The sequence below is a fragment of the Salipiger bermudensis genome (assembly GCF_020171625.1).
In the GTDB taxonomy this organism is placed as follows: domain Bacteria; phylum Pseudomonadota; class Alphaproteobacteria; order Rhodobacterales; family Rhodobacteraceae; genus Salipiger; species Salipiger bermudensis_B.
Genome location: NZ_JAIUZY010000001.1, coordinates 111,565 through 128,788, shown reverse-complemented (window position 1 = coordinate 128,788; position 17,224 = coordinate 111,565). Strand labels below are relative to the sequence as shown.

The 17,224-nt window shown below is 69.0% G+C and carries 15 protein-coding genes and 1 tRNA gene; 7 read left to right on the top strand and 9 right to left on the bottom strand.

Features of this window, described 5'->3' with window-relative positions; genetic code table 11:
- Positions 1-76: 76 nt before the first annotated feature.
- Both LCM15_RS00570 and LCM15_RS00565 read right to left on the bottom strand, forming a co-directional pair.
- On the bottom strand, positions 77-1,270 hold the full coding sequence (locus tag LCM15_RS00570; RefSeq protein ID WP_224852292.1) for a DegT/DnrJ/EryC1/StrS family aminotransferase: 1,194 nt from the start codon (positions 1,268-1,270) through the stop codon (positions 77-79).
- A 133-nt stretch (positions 1,271-1,403) separates the two neighbouring features.
- Positions 1,404-2,066 (bottom strand): HAD-IA family hydrolase, encoded by a 663-nt coding sequence (locus tag LCM15_RS00565; RefSeq protein WP_224852291.1) that lies wholly within the window; start codon positions 2,064-2,066, stop codon positions 1,404-1,406.
- A 111-nt stretch (positions 2,067-2,177) separates the two neighbouring features.
- On the opposite strand from LCM15_RS00565, the gene glmU reads away from it, so the two are divergent.
- The 3 genes from glmU to LCM15_RS00550 all read left to right on the top strand — a co-directional run bounded on the left by glmU (position 2,178) and on the right by LCM15_RS00550 (position 6,189).
- Positions 2,178-3,527: a bifunctional UDP-N-acetylglucosamine diphosphorylase/glucosamine-1-phosphate N-acetyltransferase GlmU gene (gene glmU, locus LCM15_RS00560; protein ID WP_224852290.1), complete on the top strand. Its 1,350-nt coding sequence runs from the start codon at positions 2,178-2,180 to the stop codon at positions 3,525-3,527.
- 5 nt (positions 3,528-3,532) lie between these two features.
- The gene (gene glmS, locus LCM15_RS00555) at positions 3,533-5,350 is read left to right on the top strand and encodes a glutamine--fructose-6-phosphate transaminase (isomerizing) (RefSeq protein WP_224852289.1); all 1,818 of its coding nucleotides are present in this window, start codon (positions 3,533-3,535) and stop codon (positions 5,348-5,350) included.
- Positions 5,351-5,514: 164 nt separating this feature from the next.
- Positions 5,515-6,189, top strand: coding sequence for a DNA alkylation repair protein (locus tag LCM15_RS00550; RefSeq protein ID WP_224852288.1), 675 nt, complete (start codon positions 5,515-5,517; stop codon positions 6,187-6,189).
- Between the two features lie 3 nt (positions 6,190-6,192).
- Here the strand turns inward: LCM15_RS00550 and LCM15_RS00545 are convergent, their stop codons facing one another.
- A complete protein-coding gene (locus LCM15_RS00545; protein ID WP_224852287.1) occupies positions 6,193-7,299 on the bottom strand; it encodes an acetoin utilization protein AcuC in 1,107 nt (368 codons plus the stop codon).
- A 90-nt stretch (positions 7,300-7,389) separates the two neighbouring features.
- Between LCM15_RS00545 and LCM15_RS00540 the strand changes: the two genes are divergently transcribed.
- Positions 7,390-8,469 carry an AbrB family transcriptional regulator gene (locus tag LCM15_RS00540; protein ID WP_224852286.1) on the top strand — a complete coding sequence of 360 codons (1,080 nt, stop codon included), beginning with the start codon at positions 7,390-7,392 and terminating at the stop codon, positions 8,467-8,469.
- Between the two features lie 22 nt (positions 8,470-8,491).
- On the opposite strand, the gene LCM15_RS00535 is transcribed toward LCM15_RS00540, so the two are convergent.
- Both LCM15_RS00535 and LCM15_RS00530 read right to left on the bottom strand, forming a co-directional pair.
- Positions 8,492-10,318 carry an ABC-F family ATP-binding cassette domain-containing protein gene (locus tag LCM15_RS00535; RefSeq protein WP_224852285.1) on the bottom strand — a complete coding sequence of 609 codons (1,827 nt, stop codon included), beginning with the start codon at positions 10,316-10,318 and terminating at the stop codon, positions 8,492-8,494.
- A gap of 340 nt (positions 10,319-10,658) precedes the next feature.
- Positions 10,659-11,714, bottom strand: coding sequence for an anhydro-N-acetylmuramic acid kinase (locus LCM15_RS00530; RefSeq protein WP_263619534.1), 1,056 nt, complete (start codon positions 11,712-11,714; stop codon positions 10,659-10,661).
- Positions 11,715-11,811: 97 nt separating this feature from the next.
- Here LCM15_RS00530 and tyrS point away from each other — a divergent pair, with 97 nt between their 5' ends.
- Positions 11,812-13,065, top strand: a complete 1,254-nt coding sequence (tyrS, locus tag LCM15_RS00525; protein WP_224852283.1) for a tyrosine--tRNA ligase — start codon at positions 11,812-11,814, stop codon at positions 13,063-13,065.
- Positions 13,066-13,133: 68 nt separating this feature from the next.
- Here the strand turns inward: tyrS and LCM15_RS00520 are convergent, their stop codons facing one another.
- Complete coding sequence (locus LCM15_RS00520) at positions 13,134-13,286, bottom strand: hypothetical protein (RefSeq protein WP_224852282.1); 153 nt, start codon at positions 13,284-13,286, stop codon at positions 13,134-13,136.
- A 48-nt stretch (positions 13,287-13,334) separates the two neighbouring features.
- Between LCM15_RS00520 and LCM15_RS00515 the strand changes: the two genes are divergently transcribed.
- Positions 13,335-14,204, top strand: coding sequence for a GNAT family N-acetyltransferase (locus LCM15_RS00515; RefSeq protein ID WP_224852281.1), 870 nt, complete (start codon positions 13,335-13,337; stop codon positions 14,202-14,204).
- A 156-nt stretch (positions 14,205-14,360) separates the two neighbouring features.
- Here LCM15_RS00515 and LCM15_RS00510 read toward each other — a convergent pair whose 3' ends face one another.
- Together LCM15_RS00510 and LCM15_RS00505 are read right to left on the bottom strand one after the other, a co-directional pair.
- Complete coding sequence (locus LCM15_RS00510) at positions 14,361-14,912, bottom strand: peptidylprolyl isomerase (protein ID WP_224852280.1); 552 nt, start codon at positions 14,910-14,912, stop codon at positions 14,361-14,363.
- Positions 14,905-15,411, bottom strand: coding sequence for a peptidylprolyl isomerase (locus LCM15_RS00505; RefSeq protein ID WP_224852279.1), 507 nt, complete (start codon positions 15,409-15,411; stop codon positions 14,905-14,907). The genes LCM15_RS00510 and LCM15_RS00505 overlap by 8 nt, the downstream gene beginning before the upstream one ends.
- Positions 15,412-15,547: 136 nt before the next feature.
- On the opposite strand from LCM15_RS00505, the gene LCM15_RS00500 reads away from it, so the two are divergent.
- Positions 15,548-16,726: a phosphoglycerate kinase gene (locus LCM15_RS00500; protein ID WP_224852278.1), complete on the top strand. Its 1,179-nt coding sequence runs from the start codon at positions 15,548-15,550 to the stop codon at positions 16,724-16,726.
- Between the two features lie 379 nt (positions 16,727-17,105).
- Here the strand turns inward: LCM15_RS00500 and LCM15_RS00495 are convergent.
- Positions 17,106-17,182, bottom strand: a tRNA-Arg gene (locus tag LCM15_RS00495).
- Positions 17,183-17,224 lie beyond the last annotated feature (42 nt).

Sequence of the window (17,224 nt, the reverse complement as noted above, 5' to 3'; positions counted from 1 at the left end):
GTCTCCCCCGGTGTGGTTTGTCGTATCCGGCAGGGGCGGTGCGGGCCCGCCCCCTGCCAAAGCTGGGATGCCGTGCTCAGCCCTGCTGATGCACCGCCGAGACCTCGGCGCGGATGATGCGGGCGATCTGGGCGCAATCGGCAAGGCTGAAGGTCAGCGGCAGGCGCATGTCCAGAAGCCCGGCCAGCACCCGGTCGGTGCGCGGCAGAGGCACGCTCTCGGCATAGCGCCAGCTGTCGTAGCGCGAGGTGAAGGCCACCGGCTCGGCGCCGCCGAACCACTTGAGCTCGACCCCGCGTGCGGCGCAGCGGCGCAGCACCTCCTGCACTGCCTCCGCCGCCCAGTCGAGCAGCAGCATCTGGATCGAGGAGCCGACATAGCGCTCGGGCGCGGGGCGGTCGATCAGCGTCAGGCCCGGCACGCCGCGCAGCCCCTCCTCGACGGCGCGGTACCGGTCGTTCCAGCGTGTGACCTGCGTCTCCAGATCGCGCAGCTGCGGGCGCAGGATGGCGGCGCGCAGGTTGTCCATGCGGCCCGAGACGTTGGGGGTGTGGTACTTGATCCGCTCGAACACCTCCGGGCCCGGGGCCGCGAGGTGGCGCTCGTAGAACATGTAGGAGCCCGACAGGATCACTGCGCGCGCGGCGATCTCTTCGTCATCGGTGACGAGAAAGCCGCCCTCGCCGGAGTTGACGTGCTTGTAGGTCTGGGTCGAATAGCAGCCCACCGCGCCGTGCCGTCCAGACGGCACGCCGTTCCACGCCGCGCCCATGGTGTGGGCACAATCCTCGATCACCGTGACGCCGGCGGCATCGCAGATCGCCATCAGCCGGTCCATGTCGCACAGGTGCCCGCGCATGTGGCTGAGCATCAGGACGCGGGCCTGTCCGATCTTGGCGGCCAGGTCGTCGAGATCGATCACCAGATCCTCGGTGACGCCGACGAAGACCGGCGTCGCGCCGACCGACGCGATGGCTCCGGGGACCGGCGCAAGGGTGAAGGCGTTGGTCAGGACCGTGTCGCCCGGCTGCACGCCCACCGCGCGCAGGGCACAGCCGAGCGCATAGCCACCGGAGGCGACGGCGAGCGCGAAGCGCGCGCCGGTCAGGGCGGCGACCTCCTGCTCGAGCAGCGCGGTCTCCGACAGCTCGTCGGGCGCGGTGTTGTAGCGATGCAGTCGGCCATGGCGCAACACCGCGAGTGCGGCCTCGATGCCCGCCTCGGGGATCGGCTCCTGCTGGGTGAAACTTCCGGTAAAGCGCTCTGTCATGCGCCGTTTCTGCGCCCCGCCAGCGGTCACGTCAATTACCCCGGCCTTCAAGATTTTTCGTTCGAAAAATCTTCGTCCCCCGCTCGGGCCCGGAAAATCTTTCGCAGGAAAGATTTTCTCCGCGCGGACGAGGTCAGGAAACGAGCCGGGCCACCTCGCCCTGCAGCTCTTCGAAATGGCCGATGACACCTTCCGGGGCGAGATCGCGCACCGCCTCGCCATCGGGTCCGAAGGTCACGAGGATGCAGGGCACCTTTGCCGCCGCCGCGGTCTGGCGATCGGTGTCGGTGTCGCCGACGAGACAGCTTCGCCCCACGGCGCCGCCCAGCCGCGCCACAACCTCGGTATAGGGCAGCGGGTCCGGCTTGCGCACCGGCAGCGTGTCGGCGCCGATCAGCGCACCGAAGATGTCGCGCACGCCCAGCTTTTGCAGCAGCGTCTCGGCCAGCCCCTCGGGCTTGTTGGTGCAGATCCCCACGCGCCAGCCGTCGCGGCGCAGCGCCTCGACCGCCTCGATGGCGCCGGGATAGAGCCGCGTATGCACGTCGATGGCATCGCCATAGGCGGTGAGCAGCCGCGGATACCAGAGCTCGACCGTCTCCGCGTCAAAGGCATCTGCCCGCTCGAGCCCGAGCTTCAGCATCGCCCGCGCGCCCCGGAAGGAGGTCGCCGCATCGCGCATCGGATCGAGCCGCGCTTCCGAGCCCATCTCGGAAAAGCACCAGTTGGCGGCGGCGATCAGGTCGCCGCTGGTGTCGGCCAGCGTGCCGTCGAGATCGAAGATGACCGAGCGCATGGGAAATCCTCCGGCTGACACATCACGACATTCAACGTGATGGATGCGATCTTGCTCCTGCCCCCTGAGCCGATAGAACGGGCAACGACAGAACACAAACGGGAAACCGGCATGAGCATCGCCCTGATCATCCTTGCCGCGGGCAAGGGCACCCGCATGGAATCCGACCTGCCCAAGGTGCTGCACCGCATCGCCCACGCGCCGATGCTGTGGCACGCCATGCGCGCCGGACAAAGTCTCGCGCCCGCGCGCAGCATCGTCGTGGCCGGTCACGAGGCCGAGCAGGTGGCCGCCTCGGCGCAGGAGTTCGACCCCGAGGCGCGGGTGGTGATCCAGTCCGAACAGCTCGGCACCGCGCACGCGGTGCGGCAGGCGGGCCCGGAGCTCGACGGCTTCGACGGCGATGCCATCGTGCTCTACGGCGACACGCCCTTCATCAGCCAGGAAACGCTCGAGGACATGGCCCGCGCCCGCGCCGAGCACGACGTGGTGGTCCTGGGCTTCGAGGCCGCCGATCCGGGCCGCTACGGGCGCCTCGTGACCGAGGGCGACGCGCTGCTCCGCATCGTCGAGTTCAAGGACGCAACGGATGAAGAGCGCGCCATAACCCTTTGTAACTCGGGCGTTGTCGCCGCCGACGCGGCAACCCTGCAAAGCCTGCTCTCCGAGGTGAAGAACGACAACGCGGCGGGCGAATACTACCTGCCCGACATCGTCGAGATCGCCCGCGCCCGCGGGCTTTCGGCGGGCGTTGTGCACTGCGCCGAGGCCGAGACGCTGGGGGTGAACTCCCGCGCCGAGCTGGCCGGCGCAGAGGCGTCGTTCCAGCAGGCGATCCGCGCCCGACTGATGGAAGACGGCGTCACCCTGCAGGCCCCCGACACTTGCTGGTTCGCGTGGGACACGGTGATCGGCCGCGATGCCGAGATCGAGCCCAACGTGATCTTCGGCCCCGGCGTCACCATCGAGAGCGGCGCCCGCATCCGCGCCTTCAGCCATCTCGAGGGCTGCCACGTCAGCCGCGGCGCCGTCGTCGGCCCCTTCGCCCGTCTGCGCCCCGGCGCAGAGCTGGCCGAGCACACCCATGTGGGCAATTTCGTCGAGATCAAGAACGCCTATCTCGGCGAGGGCGCCAAGGCCAATCACCTGACCTATCTCGGCGATGCCGATATCGGCGAGGGCAGCAATATCGGCGCGGGGACCATCACCTGCAACTATGACGGCGTGTTCAAGCACCGCACCACCATCGGGCGCAACGCCTTCATCGGCTCCGACACCATGCTGGTCGCCCCGGTCACCATCGGCGACGGCGCGATGACCGGGTCGGGCTCGGTGATCACCGACGACGTGGCGCCGGGCGCACTCGCGCTCGGGCGGGCCAAGCAGGTCGAGAAGCCGGGCTTCGCAACCCGGCTCTTCGACATGCTGAAGGCCAAGAAAAACCAACAGAACAAGGGATAACGGGCATGTGTGGAATCGTCGGAGTGCTGGGCAGTCACGAGGCCTCGCCGATCCTCGTCGAGGCGCTGCGTCGGCTCGAATACCGCGGCTATGACAGCGCCGGCATCGCCACGGTCAACGAGGGCAAGCTCGACCGTCGCCGCGCCGTGGGCAAGCTGGTCAATCTCAGCGACCGGCTGGTGCACGAACCGCTGCCCGGCAAGGCCGGCATCGGGCACACCCGCTGGGCCACCCATGGCAGCCCGACCGAGAAGAACGCCCACCCGCACAAGGCGGGGCCGGTGGCGGTGGTCCATAACGGCATCATCGAGAACTTCCGCGAGCTGCGCGCCATCCTCGCCAAGGCCGGCTACCAGCCCGAAACCGACACCGACACCGAAACCGTGGCGATGCTGACGCAGATGTATCTCGATGCCGGCAGCCGCCCGGTCGAGGCGGCGCAGGCGACCATCGCGCAGCTCGAGGGGGCCTTTGCGCTGGCCTTCCTGTTCGACGGCGAAGAAGACCTGATGATCGCCGCCCGCAAGGGCTCGCCGCTGGCCATCGGCTACGGCGACAACGAGATGTTCATCGGCTCCGACGCCATCGCGCTGGCCCCGATGACCGACACGCTGACCTATCTCGAGGAAGGCGACTGGGCGGTGATCACCCGCAAGGGCGCCGAGATCTTCGACATGGAAAACCGCCGCGTGACCCGCGAGGCGCGCAAGATCCGCATGGATGCCGCGCGCGTCGACAAGGCCGGCTACAAGCACTTCATGGCCAAGGAGATCGCCGAGCAGCCCACCGTGCTGGCCGACGCTCTGGGCGCCTATCTCGACGGCGACCGCATCGATATCCCCGAGGCGGCGCTGGATTTCTCCAAGGTCGAGCGGCTGGTGCTGGTGGCCTGCGGCACCGCCTACTACGCCTGCCTGACGGCGAAATACTGGTTCGAAAAGCTCGCGCGCCTGCCTGTCGAGGTCGATGTGGCCTCGGAGTTCCGCTACCGCGAGCCGCCGGTTCTGCCGGGCACCGTGGCGCTGTTCGTCAGCCAGTCCGGCGAGACCGCCGACACCCTCGCCGCGCTGCGCTACTGCCGCGACAAGGCCGACAGCATCGTCTCGGTGGTCAATGTCGAGACCAGCTCGATCGCCCGCGAGAGCGACCTCGCGCTGCCGATCCATGCCGGCGTCGAGATCGGCGTCGCCTCGACCAAGGCGTTCACCTGCCAGCTCAACGTGCTGCTGCTTCTGGCCGTCAAGGCGGCCTGCGAGCGGGGCCACATGCCCCCTGAGGACAAGGCGGCGCTGCTGGCACAGCTGCGCGCGCTGCCGGGGCTGTTCAACGCCACGCTCGACCGTGACGACACCATGGAGGCCGCGGCGCAGAAGATCGCCGAGGCTCGCGACGTGCTCTTCCTGGGGCGTGGCCTGATGTATCCGATCGCCTACGAAGGCGCGCTTAAACTGAAGGAAATCAGCTACATTCACGCCGAAGCTTATGCGTCGGGCGAACTCAAGCACGGTCCCATCGCGCTGATCGACAAGTCCGTTCCGGTGATCGTCATGGCACCGCATGACGGGCTCTTCGACAAGACCGTGTCGAACATGCAGGAGGTCATGGCGCGCGGCGGCAAGATCTGCCTCGTGACCGATGCGCGCGGCGCCGCCGAGGCCGGCGAAGGCGTCTGGCAGGTCATCACCCTGCCGGAGGTCGACGACCGCCTCGCGCCGCTGCTCTACGCCCTGCCGGCGCAGCTTCTGGCCTATCACGCGGCGGTCGCCAAGGGCACCGACGTGGACCAGCCGCGCAACCTCGCGAAATCGGTGACGGTGGAATAAGCGCCACCCTCGCCGGTTTTGCTGGCCCCGTGCCGCCGGTGGCGTACCCTGCGCCCCGGCACCCCGGAGGGCTTTGCCATGCCACACCGATTCGACGCCCCTGGCGCCGGCCTCCGCCCGGCGACACGCGACCGCCGCCCCAACGGCCCAAAGGACCACGACAGATGACCGCCGACGAGGCCCTTGCCGAGATCGAACGCCACGCCGAGCCCGGCCGCGCCGAGGGGATGCGCGCCTATCACAAGATCGACCGCCCCTATCTTGGCGTGCCGAACCCGGCCCTCAACGAGCTCACGCGGAACTGGCGGCAGACCCTGCCGCTGGACGAGCGCGTCGCGCTGGCGCGCGATCTGTGGCTGACGGATGTGTTCGAGGCGCGGCTGGCAGCTGCCAAGCTGCTGACTCAGGCGCGTATCCGTCCCGATGACGCGGTCTGGCGGCTGATCTGCGACTGGGTGCCCCAGTTCGACAGCTGGGCCATCGCCGATCACGCCTGCATGGCCGGGCAGCGCCGCCTGACCTCCGATCCCTCGCGCCTCGAGACCGTCGCGCACTGGACCGAGAGCCCGCATATGTGGACCCGCCGCGCGGCGCTGGTCATCACCCTGCCATGGGCCAAGATGAACTTTCCCTCCGAACAGGATCTGGCGATCCGCGACCGGGTGCTTGGCTGGGCCGCACACTTTACCGAGGATCGTGACTGGTTCCTGCAGAAGGCGATCGGCTGGTGGATCCGCGATCTGTCGAAACATGACCGCGCCCGCGCCGAGGGGTTTCTCGACGCCCATGGCGCGCGGCTCAAGCCGTTTGCCCGGCGCGAGGCCGCGACGCACCTCTGAGCCTCAGAGACGCGCGCGCAGACGGGCCACGCCGGCGCGGATCTCGGCGCGGATCGGCCCCTCGCGCGGCGCGTCTCGCAGCGTGCTGAGCAGCACAGGACCGGGCCGTCCCTTGCGCGACCATGTGAGCCCCGCCAGCACGGCCCGCGCCTCGGGTGTCAACTCGTCGGGCAGCTCCTGCCCCGAAAGCATCGCCCAGACCCCGGCCCAGCAGCGCGCCACGCTCCACGGGTTGTAGCCGCCGCCGCCCGAGGTCACGAGCCTCGGTGCCAGATCGAAGAGCGCCCGGGCGGCACGGAAATGGCTGTTGTTCGACAGCTCGAGCCGCGACAGCGGATCCTCAGTGAGCGCATCCGCGCCACATTGCAGGAACACCGCATCGGGCCGGAACGCCGCGACGGCGGGCAGGATCATCTCGTTGAGCACATAGGCGAACTCGCTATCGTTGAATCCCCGCGGCACCGGCAGGTTGAACGCCGCACCACCGCCCTCATCCTCCAGAGCGCCGGTGAAGGGCCAGCGCCGGTCCTCGTGCACCGAGATCACCCGGACGTCCTCGGAGCCGTGAAAGGCGAGCTCCACCCCGTCGCCGTGATGGGCGTCGATATCGACATAGACCACCCGCCGCGCCCCCAGCCGCCGCAGGTGCAGGATGGTCAGCACCGGCTCGTTGAGAAAGCAGAACCCCGCCGCCTGCCCGGCCAGCGCGTGATGGGTGCCGCCGCCGGCATTGTGCACCGCCCGCACCGCGCCCGACATCACCATCTCGGCCGCCAGAAGACCGCCGCCAACCGCCGTCGCCGGGCGGCGGTACATCTCGGGAAAGACCGGGTTGGACAGCGTGCCGAGGCCATAGCGCGCCCGGGTCTCGTCGCTGACCGCGCCCTCGGCCTCGGCGGCCTGCAGGGCGGCGATGTAATCGGGGGTGTGGAACGCCGCCAGCGCCTCGGGCTTGGCGCGCGGGCTGGTGCGGTAGAGGCTCCGCGGCAGAAGCCCCAGCGCCGCGGCAAGGTCGGTCGCGGCGGGCACCCGTTCGATCGAGAGCGGATGCCGGGTGCCGTATTTCGATCCGCGATAGATCTCGGAGCCGATGAAGAGTGCGCGCTGCATGGCCGGTGATCTAGGGCAGCGGCACCTCTGCGGAAAGCGCAAGTCGCGCTCAGCGTTGCACTTTCCTCGCCGCTGGGGTTAGGTCGCGCCATGCTCGGCACCACCCTCACCCTCCGCATGATCGCCCTGACGGCAGCGCTGCTGGCGCTTGGCGGTCTTGGCGGGGTTCTCGCGCAGGCCGTCGGCCTGCCGATGCCGTTCATGCTTGGCAGTCTTGCCAGTGGCGCGCTCGCGGTGGCCCTGTTCCAGGACGGGCTGATGCGCGACTACCGCTTCCCGATGCGCTTCCGAACCGGCTTCATCGGGCTGATCGGCGTGATGATCGGCACGCAGGTCCAGCCCGATCTCCTGCGCGAGGCCGGCGACCTGATCGTCACGCTCTCGGCGCTCGCGGTTTTCGTGGTCCTCGCGCATTACGGCAATTACCTGATCTTCCGCCGGCTTGGCGGCTACACGAGGGCCACCGCCTATTTCGCCGGGATGCCGGGCGGGCTGATGGAAAGCCTCGTGATGGGCGAACGCTCAGGCGCCGAGCTGCCGGTGCTCACCGCTCAGCAATTCCTGCGCATCATCATCGTCATCACCTTCGTGCCACTGGCGCTGTCGGTCTGGCTCGGCCACCCGGTGGGCAGCGCCGCCGGCCTGACGCCAAGCGCGACCGAACCGGTGACGCCGCTGGCGCTGCTGCTGATCGCGCTGGCCGCCGCCGCGGGGCTCGGCCTCGCGAAGCTGATCCACCTGCCCGCGGGCCAGATCACCGGGCCGCTGCTGCTAGCCGGCGCGGTCACGCTGACCGGCGCCGTCGACCTGCACCTGCCGTTCTGGCTGATCGCGGTGGCGCAGGTGGTGGTGGGCTGCTCGCTGGGCTTGCGCTTTTCCGGCATGACCGGCGCCATGCTGCGGCGCTGTGCCGGGCTGAGCGTGCTGTCGGTGCTGTGGATGCTGATCCTCGGCGCGGGCTTTGCCGCCGGGCTGAGCCTCGCAACCGGCCTGCCCTTCCTGCAGCTGATGATCTCCTACTCGCCGGGCGGCGTGACCGAGATGTCGGTGATCGCGCTGAGCCTTGCCGCCAATCCGGCGATGGTCAGCCTGCACCACGTGGTGCGCATCCTGTTCACCGTGCTCTTCATGGGCCTCGCCGAGCGCCGCCTCGACCTGAGCCGGGACTGAGCCCGCTGCGAGGCCGCGCCGCTCAGCCGGCGGTCTCGGCCTTTTCCTCGAGCGTCAGCCACTCTTCCTCGGTCGCCGAGAGCTTGTCCTGCCGCTCGGTCAGGGCCTCGGTGGCCTTGCGGAATTTCACCGGCTCGCGGGTGAACAGCTCGGGATCGGCGAGCAGCTGCTCGAGCTTGCCGATCTCGGCCTCGAGCCGCGCGATGACCTCGGGAAGCTCCTCGAGCCGGTGCTTCTCGGTGAAGCTCAGCCCAGTCTGCTGCGGCTTGGGCTTGGTGGCCTCGCGCGTCTCCTTGGAGGGCTTGGCGGCCTTCTCGGACGGCCCGGAGGCGGCGGCGGTCTCGGCTCGCTGGGCGCGGTAGTCGCTCCAGCCGCCAGCATAGACCACCGCCTGCCCGTTGCCTTCCATCGCCACGGTGGTGGTGGCGATGCGATCGAGGAAATCCCGGTCGTGGCTGACGATCAGCACGGTGCCGTCGTATTCGCCCAGCAGGTCCTGCAGCAGGTCCAGCGTCTCGACGTCGAGATCGTTGGTCGGCTCGTCCATCACCAGCAGGTTCGATTCCTTCGCCATCAGCTTGGCGAGCAGAAGCCGCGCCTTCTCGCCGCCGGAGAGCGAGGCGACCTTGGCCCGCGCCTGCCGCTCGTCGAAGAGGAATTCCTTGAGATAGCCCACCACGTGCTTGGGCTGGCCGCGCACCAGCACCTGGTCGGCCTTGCCCGAGACCCGCATATCCTTGTCGCCGGTGAGGCTCTCCCACAGGCTCATCTCGGGGTCGAGCTGCGACCTTGTCTGGTCAAACAGGGCGATCTCGAGATTGGTGCCGAGCTTGACCCGGCCCTCATCGGGGGCGATCTCGCCGGTCAACATGCGGATCAGCGTCGTCTTGCCGGTGCCGTTCGGCCCGACAAAGGCCACCCGGTCGCCGCGCTGCACGGTGAGCGAGAAATTCTTCACGATGGTCTTGTCGCCGAAGACCTTGGTCAGGCCCTCGGCCTCGATCACCTTCTTGCCAGAGACCGGCGCCGAGGCCAGCTCCATCGCAGCGGTGCCCTGCCGGCGGATCATGTTCGAGCGTTCCTGCCGCAGCGCCTTGAGCGCCCGCACCCGGCCCTGGTTGCGGGTGCGCCGGGCCGAGATGCCCTCGACCGCCCACTTGGCCTCGGCCTTGATCTTGCGGTCGAGCTTGTGGCGGGCCTCGTCTTCCTCGGCCCAGATCTTGTCGCGCCAGTCCTCGAAGCCCTTGAAGCCCTGCTCCTGCCGCCGCACCGCGCCGCGGTCGATCCACAGCGTGGCGCGGGTCAGCTCCTCGAGGAAGCGACGGTCGTGACTGATCAGGACAAACGCCTTGCGGGTGCGCTTGAGCTCGGCCTCGAGCCACTGGATGGCGGCGATGTCGAGGTGGTTGGTGGGCTCGTCGAGCAGCATCACGTCGGGATCCTGCGCCATCAGCCGCGCCAGCGCGGCGCGCCGCCGCTCGCCGCCCGAGGCGGTGGCGACCGGGCGCTCGGGATCGAAGCCCAGCCCCTCGCCCGCGGCTTCCACGAGATACATCTCCGCCGGCCCCAGCCCCTGGGCGGCATACTCGCCCAGCGTCTCGAAGCCGCTCAGGTCCGGCTCCTGCTCCATGTAGCCCACCGAGGTGCCCGCCGGCACCACGCGGCTGCCGGTGTCGGGCTCTACCATGCCCGCCATGACCTTCATCAGGGTCGACTTGCCCGAGCCGTTGCGGCCGACAAGCGCCACCCGGTCGCCGGGCTGCACGATGAGCGAGAGATTTGCGAAGACGGGCTCGCCCCCGAAGGTCAGCGAGATGTCGGAAAGCTGGAGAAGCGGTGCCTGTGCCATGGCCCCGCGCTATGTGGCGCCGCGTGCCGCGTCAAGGGGTCACGCGCTTGCCCTCGGCGTGTTCGAGGCGCGTGGCACTGCCTGCTATCGCACCGCGGGTGCGCCAACGAGAAGGAAAAGGAGGGAGCTCTGCTGCCTGTCGCACCGAAGGCGCGCCGATAAAAGAGAAACAAGGGGCTCTGCCCCCTCTTGGCGCTATGCGCCAATTCATCCCCGAGGTATTTTTGAACCAAAGAAGCCAGGAGCGCCGCGCCCCTTGCTTCTCTTCGTCAAAAATACTCCCGCCGGAGGCAGGCAGGACGGTGACGCCAAGTCCGCGCCCCGAGGTCCGCCCCGCCGGTCACACCCGGCTGATGCGTCCGCCGCTCACCGGCGCCGCGACGCCTGTCGTGCCGGGCGCGGATGTGGGCAGGCCGCGCGCCACCCGCACCGCGAGATAGGCGAAGGCCTGCGCCTCGAGCATGTCGCCGTCGAGACCCACCGCCTCGACCGGCTCCACCGGGCAGTCGATCCCGGCGGCCAACATCGCCATCATCACCGGATTGTGGCGCCCGCCGCCCGTCACCAGCACCCGCTCCGGCGGCGCGGGGCAGTGCTCGAGTCCGAGCATCACCGCGGTCGCCGCCATCGCCGTCATCGTGGCCGCGGCATCGGCGTCGTCCAGCTCGCGCACGAGATCGAGCATCAGCGAGAAATCGTCCCGGTCCAGCGATTTGGGCGGCATCTTGCGGAAATAGGCCTCGTCGAGGAACAGCTCGAGCGCGCCGTCCACGACATTGCCCTGCGCCGCCAGAGCGCCGTCGCGGTCGCAATCCCAGCCGCGCCGTTCCGCCACCAGATCGTTCAGGGGCGCATTGGCCGGCCCGGTGTCGAAGGCCAGAAGCGCCCCCGGCGCCTCGGGCCCGGCGCGTGACGGGTCGACCCAGGTCAGGTTCCCGACCCCGCCGAGGTTCAGGAAGGCCACCGGCGCGGTCGCTTGGGCCCACTGCGCGCAGGCGAAATGGAAGAACGGCGCCAACGGCGCGCCCTCGCCCCCCAGCGCCACATCCGCGGAGCGGAAATCCCACACCACGTCGCGCTCGAGGGCAACAGCCAGCGCGGCACCATCGCCAAGCTGGTGCGTGCCCCGCCCGCGCGGCTCGTGCGCCAGCGTCTGGCCGTGGAACCCCACCAGCTCGGCCTGCGGGAACTCCGCCAGAAGCTCTGCATGGGCGCGCTGCACCACGTCGTTCGCGGCCTCGAGATCGTCGCCCGGCCAGCGCCCCAGCGCCGCGCGCAAGGCCGCCCGCTCGGCGCCGGTATAGGCCCGGTACCCGCTCTCTCCGAAGGACAGGATTTGCCGCCCGTCCGTCTGCACCAGCGCCGCGTCGACCCCGTCAAGCGATGTGCCCGACATCGCCCCAAGCGCCCAGACCGGCGCTGTCTTCAACTTGTCCTTCACCTCTGCTCGCCCCGCCCTTATAGGAACGTGCGGACTATAAGAGGGAAGCCCCATGACCTACCATCCCAAATCGGACTTCATGCGCGTCATGATCGAGCGCGGCTATCTGGCCGACTGCACCGATTACCAGGGCCTCGACGAGGCACTGAGCAAAGGGGTGGTCACCGCCTATATCGGCTATGACGCCACGGCAAAGTCGCTGCACGTGGGCCACCTGCTCAACATCATGATGCTGCGCTGGCTGCAGAAGACCGGCCACCAGCCGATCACCCTGATGGGCGGCGGCACCACGAAGGTCGGCGATCCGTCCTTCCGCGCCGACGAGCGCCCGCTGCTCACCCCCGAGCAGATCGACGCCAATATCGACGGCATGAAGCAGGTCTTCGCCAAGTATCTCGACTACGACCGCGCCGAGACCCCGGCCCTGATGCTCAACAACGCCGAGTGGCTCGACGGGCTCAACTACCTCGCCTTCCTGCGCGACATCGGGAGGCACTTCTCGGTGAACCGGATGCTGTCGTTTGAATCGGTCAAATCGCGCCTCGACCGCGAGCAGTCGCTGAGCTTTCTCGAGTTCAACTACATGATCCTGCAGGCCTATGACTTCCTCGAGCTCAACCGCCGCTACGGCTGCCTGCTGCAGATGGGCGGCTCGGACCAGTGGGGCAATATCGTCAACGGCATCGACCTGACCCGGCGGGTGCTCGACAACGAGATCTACGGCCTGACCTCACCGCTGCTGACCACCTCCGACGGGCGCAAGATGGGCAAGAGCCAGGGCGGCGCCATGTGGCTCAACGCCGACATGCTCTCGCCCTACGAGTTCTGGCAGTTCTGGCGCAACACCACCGATGCCGATGTGGGCCGCTTCCTCAAGCTCTACACCGAGCTCCCGGTCGAGGAATGCGACCGGCTCGGCGCGCTCTCGGGCTCCGAGATCAACGCAGCCAAGATCATCCTGGCCAACGAGGTCACGACCCTGTGCCACGGCGCCGAGGCGGCGGCCGGGGCCGAAGCCACCGCGCGCGAGGTCTTCGAGAAGGGCGGCGTGGGCGACGACCTGCCGACGCTGGCGCTCTCGGCGGAGGAGCTGGGCGGCGACGGGATCTCCATCGTGCAGCTGATGGTGCGCGCCGGGCTGGCGAAATCCGGCAAGGACGCCAAGCGCCTGATCGCCGAGAACGGCGCCCGCATCGACGATGCCCCGCTCACCGATGCCGGGCTGATGCTCGACGCGGCGGCACTGGCCAGCCCGGTGAAGCTCTCGGCAGGCAAGAAGCGCCACGCGCTGGTCAAGCTCGGCTGACGCGCACCGCGCATCATCGCGATCCCGAGGGCCGGCCATGCGCCGGCCCTTTTTCGTGGCGCCGCCGCTCAAGGCAGCAGTTGCACCAGCGCCAGCGCCGCGAAGGGCAGCGACAGCAGGCTGGCGAGCAGCAAAGCCGCGGCCAGAGTGGGCCGCGGCGCAGGCGCCACCACCGAGGACGGACGCAGCGCCTTGCGGCGTTGAGAACAGCTCTCTGACATGGACCCGAGTTAACCACGCATTCACTTTCCGAGCCGTTAATACGCAGCATGACCCCCCCCGTCCTGCCGCTGCAACAATCGCCGCAATACGCCCGCACCCTGCGCGCCCTCGGGCTGCCGGTGCGCTGCGGGGACCGCGCCGGCCTGCTCTGGATGACGCAACGCCGCCGCCTGCCGCTTCTGGGCGACGTGGGCCTGATCTCCCGCGGGCCCGTCACGAGCACCGCCCTGCCAGCCGACTGGCTCGCCCTCTGCCGCGACGGCCATCGCGGCCCGCTGCTGATCAACGCCGACGGCCCCACGCCGGACCGCCTTCGCGCCGACGGCTTCTGGCCACTGCTCACCCCGGCCACGCTGGCCCGCCTGCCGCTCTCGACCGAGGGCGAGATGCGCGCCGCGATGCACGGCAAATGGCGCAACCGGCTGAACCGCAGCGCCGACCACCGCCTGCAGATCCACCACCAACCGCTCACCCCGGACCACTGGCTGCTCGACGCAGAGGCCAAACAATCCCGGCGCAAACGCTACCGCACGCTACCCCCGGCGCTGATCGCCGCCTTCGCGCGCGCCAATCCCGGCGCCGCCCTGATCTGGGAGGCCCGGCATCAGGGCCGGCCCGTCGCCGCCATCGCCGTCCTGCGCCACGGCCCGACCGCCACCTGGCAGATGGGTGTGTCGCATCCCGATGGCCGCCGCCTCTGCGCCATGAACGCGCTGCTCTGGGCCGCCATGCGCTGGCTCGCAAGGCAGGGCCACACCACCCTGGACCTCGGCGTCCTGAACTCCGACGCCGGACCCGGGCTCACCCGCTTCAAGCTCGGCACCGGCGCCAGGCCGCACCGGCTCGGCGGCACCTGGCTGCACCACCCGGCGCTCGCGCCGCTGGCACGCCACCTGCCGGCGCGGCTCTCACGCTGAGCCCGCCCTTCTTCTGGCCAGAAATATCCCGGGAGGTGAATTGCCCCGGCCTGCCGGGGCAAGAGGAGGGCCGCGCCCTCCTGCACCGCCGGTTCGCGCCAGAGGCGCGGGCCGGCAAAACCAGCGCGCGCCCCGCAGGGCGCGCACCGCGTGCTATCAGTCGGTCACGGTGACCGTTTCCATCTGGTCCGGCTGACCCACCACGGCGCCATTGCGCCCGGTGCCGCGCTTGATTGCCTCGACCACATCCATGCCCGAGGTCACCTCGCCCACCACCGTGTACTGGCCGTTGAGATGCGGCGCCGGCGCGAACATGATGAAGAACTGCGAGTTGGCCGAGTCCGGGCTCTGCGACCGGGCCATGCCGACCACGCCGCGACCGAAGTCGCGATCCGAGAATTCCGCCTCGAGATCCGGCCGGTCCGAGCCGCCCATGCCCGCCATGCGCATGTCCGAGCCCATCTTGCCGTGCTGCACGTCGCCGGTCTGGGCCATGAAGCCGTCGATCACCCGGTGGAAGGCGACGCCGTCATAGGCGCCCTCTTCCGCCAGAGCGGTGATCTGCGCCACGTGGTTCGGCGCCACGTCCTCGAACAGGTCGATGTGGAAGGTGCCGTTGGCGCCCTCGCCCGACACCGTCACGTCGAGCCCCGCCGCCGAGAGCGGCGCCGCGAGGGTGCAGAGCGCCGCTGCGATCAGGTTACGCATCGGCGGCCACCTTGACGCTGACCATCTTGTCGGGATCCGCGGGCGGCTCGCCGCGGGTGATGGCATCCACATGCGCCATGCCGTCGATGACGCGTCCGTAAACGGTGTATTGCCCGTTGAGGAAGTGGTTGTCCTTGAAGTTGATGAAGAACTGCGAGTTGGCCGAGTTCGGGTTCTGCGACCGGGCCGCGCCCAGCGTGCCGCGGTCATGCGGCAGCTTGGAGAACTCCGCCGGCAGGTCGGGCAGATCGGAGCCGCCGGTGCCGGCACGGCCGATGTTGAAGCCGTCGTCCTTGTTGCCGTGCTGCACGTCGCCGGTCTGGGCCATGAAGCCCTCGATCACGCGGTGGAACACCACGCCGTCATAGGCGCCAGACCGCGCCAGCTCCTTCATCCGCTCCACGTGCTTGGGCGCCACGTCGGGCAGCAGCTCGATGGTCACGGTGCCGTCCTTCAGCTCCATGAGGATGGTGTTTTCGGGGTCCTTGATCTCGGCCATGTCGCATCACTCCCTGCGCAGCATATTACGACCCGAGACTTAATCCTCCCCCGCGCGAATGCCAAGGGACGCGCGCACATTGACGCCGCCGGTGCTTCGGGGCAGACCTTGGGCAACGCTTTGACAGGAGGACAAGATGGCCTGGAAGACCCTCGACGACATGGAGCTGGACGGCAAACGCGTGCTGACCCGTGTCGACATCAACGTGCCGGTGGAAAACGGCGAGGTCACCGACGCCACCCGCATCGAGCGTGTCTGCGCCACGGTGCAGGACATTCTCGCGCGCGGCGGCACCCCGGTGCTGCTGGCGCATTTCGGCCGCCCAAAGGGCAAGGTCGTGCCCGAGATGTCTTTGAAGATGCTGCTGCCCGCCCTCGAGGCGGCGTTCGGCACCAAGGTGCATTTCGCCACGCTCGACGAGGCCGAGGCGGTGATCGAAGCTTGCGAGAAGGGCCACGTGGTGCTGCTCGAGAACACCCGCTTCGAGCCCGGCGAGGAAAAGAACGACCCCGAGCTCTCCAAGACCTATGCCGCGCTCGGCGACGTCTTTTGCAACGACGCCTTCTCGGCGGCGCACCGCGCGCACGCCTCGACCGAGGCCCTGGCGCACCTGCTGCCGGCCTGCGCGGGGCGCCTGATGCAGGCCGAGCTCGAGGCGCTCGAGGCGGCGCTCGGCACGCCCAAGCGCCCGGTTCTGGCGGTGGTCGGCGGCGCCAAGGTCTCGACCAAACTCGAGCTGCTCGGCAATCTCGTCGAGAAGGTCGACATCCTCGTCATCGGCGGCGGCATGGCCAACACCTTCCTCGCGGCCCAGGGCCTCGACGTCGGCAAGTCGCTCTGCGAGCACGACATGACCGGCACCGCCAAGGAGATCGCCGAGAAAGCCGCCGCGACGGGCTGCGAGATCCTGCTGCCGCGCGACGTGGTGGTGGCCCGCGAGTTCCGCGAGAACGCGCCGTCGGAGGTGGTGAAGGCCGAGGACTGCCCGGCGGACGCGATGATCCTCGACGCCGGCCCCGACAGCGTGGCGCATGTGGAGCAGGCCATCGACCGGGCCGAGACGCTGATCTGGAACGGCCCGCTCGGCGCCTTCGAGATCGCCCCCTTCGACACCGCGACCAACGCCGCCGCGGCGCACGCGGCCAAGGCCACCGCATCGGGCAAGCTGGTCTCGGTCGCCGGTGGCGGCGACACCGTGGCGGCGCTCAACAAGGCCGGCGCGTCGGACGATTTCACCTACATCTCCACCGCCGGCGGCGCCTTCCTCGAATGGATGGAGGGCAAGGTCCTGCCGGGCGTCGCGGCGCTCGGCTGACCTGCGGCCGAATCGCAAAGGAAGGCGCCTCCGAGAGGGGGCGCTTTCTTGCGTCTGGCTGCATGAAAGTCCGCTCTCACTGGCTCTTAGGTCCAGCTTTCCGGGAGACATCCGGGCATCATGCCGACCGCGGCGCGTTGAGTTGGCCTGATGCGCAAAGGCGGATCGCTTCGCGAGCCTAGAACGGCGCAGAACCGCGCCTGACGCCCCTACCACCCCCAACATGTCGAAACTGCCTTCGGTCGCTCCTGCGACCGTTATGACCATCAATGTCCGTGGGGATCTCTGGACGCCCATCCCCGCCAAGGGCTCGGACGTCCACGACAGCTCTCAAGCGGTTTGCAACAGCGCTTCGGACGCATGACGATTTGAGGAAGGGTGGCGCACCCGAAAGGATTCGAACCTTTGGCCTCTGCCTTCGGAGGGCAGCGCTCTATCCAGCTGAGCTACGGGTGCCTGCGGCGGGGTGATAGTGCAAAGAAACGCGGCCCGCAATCG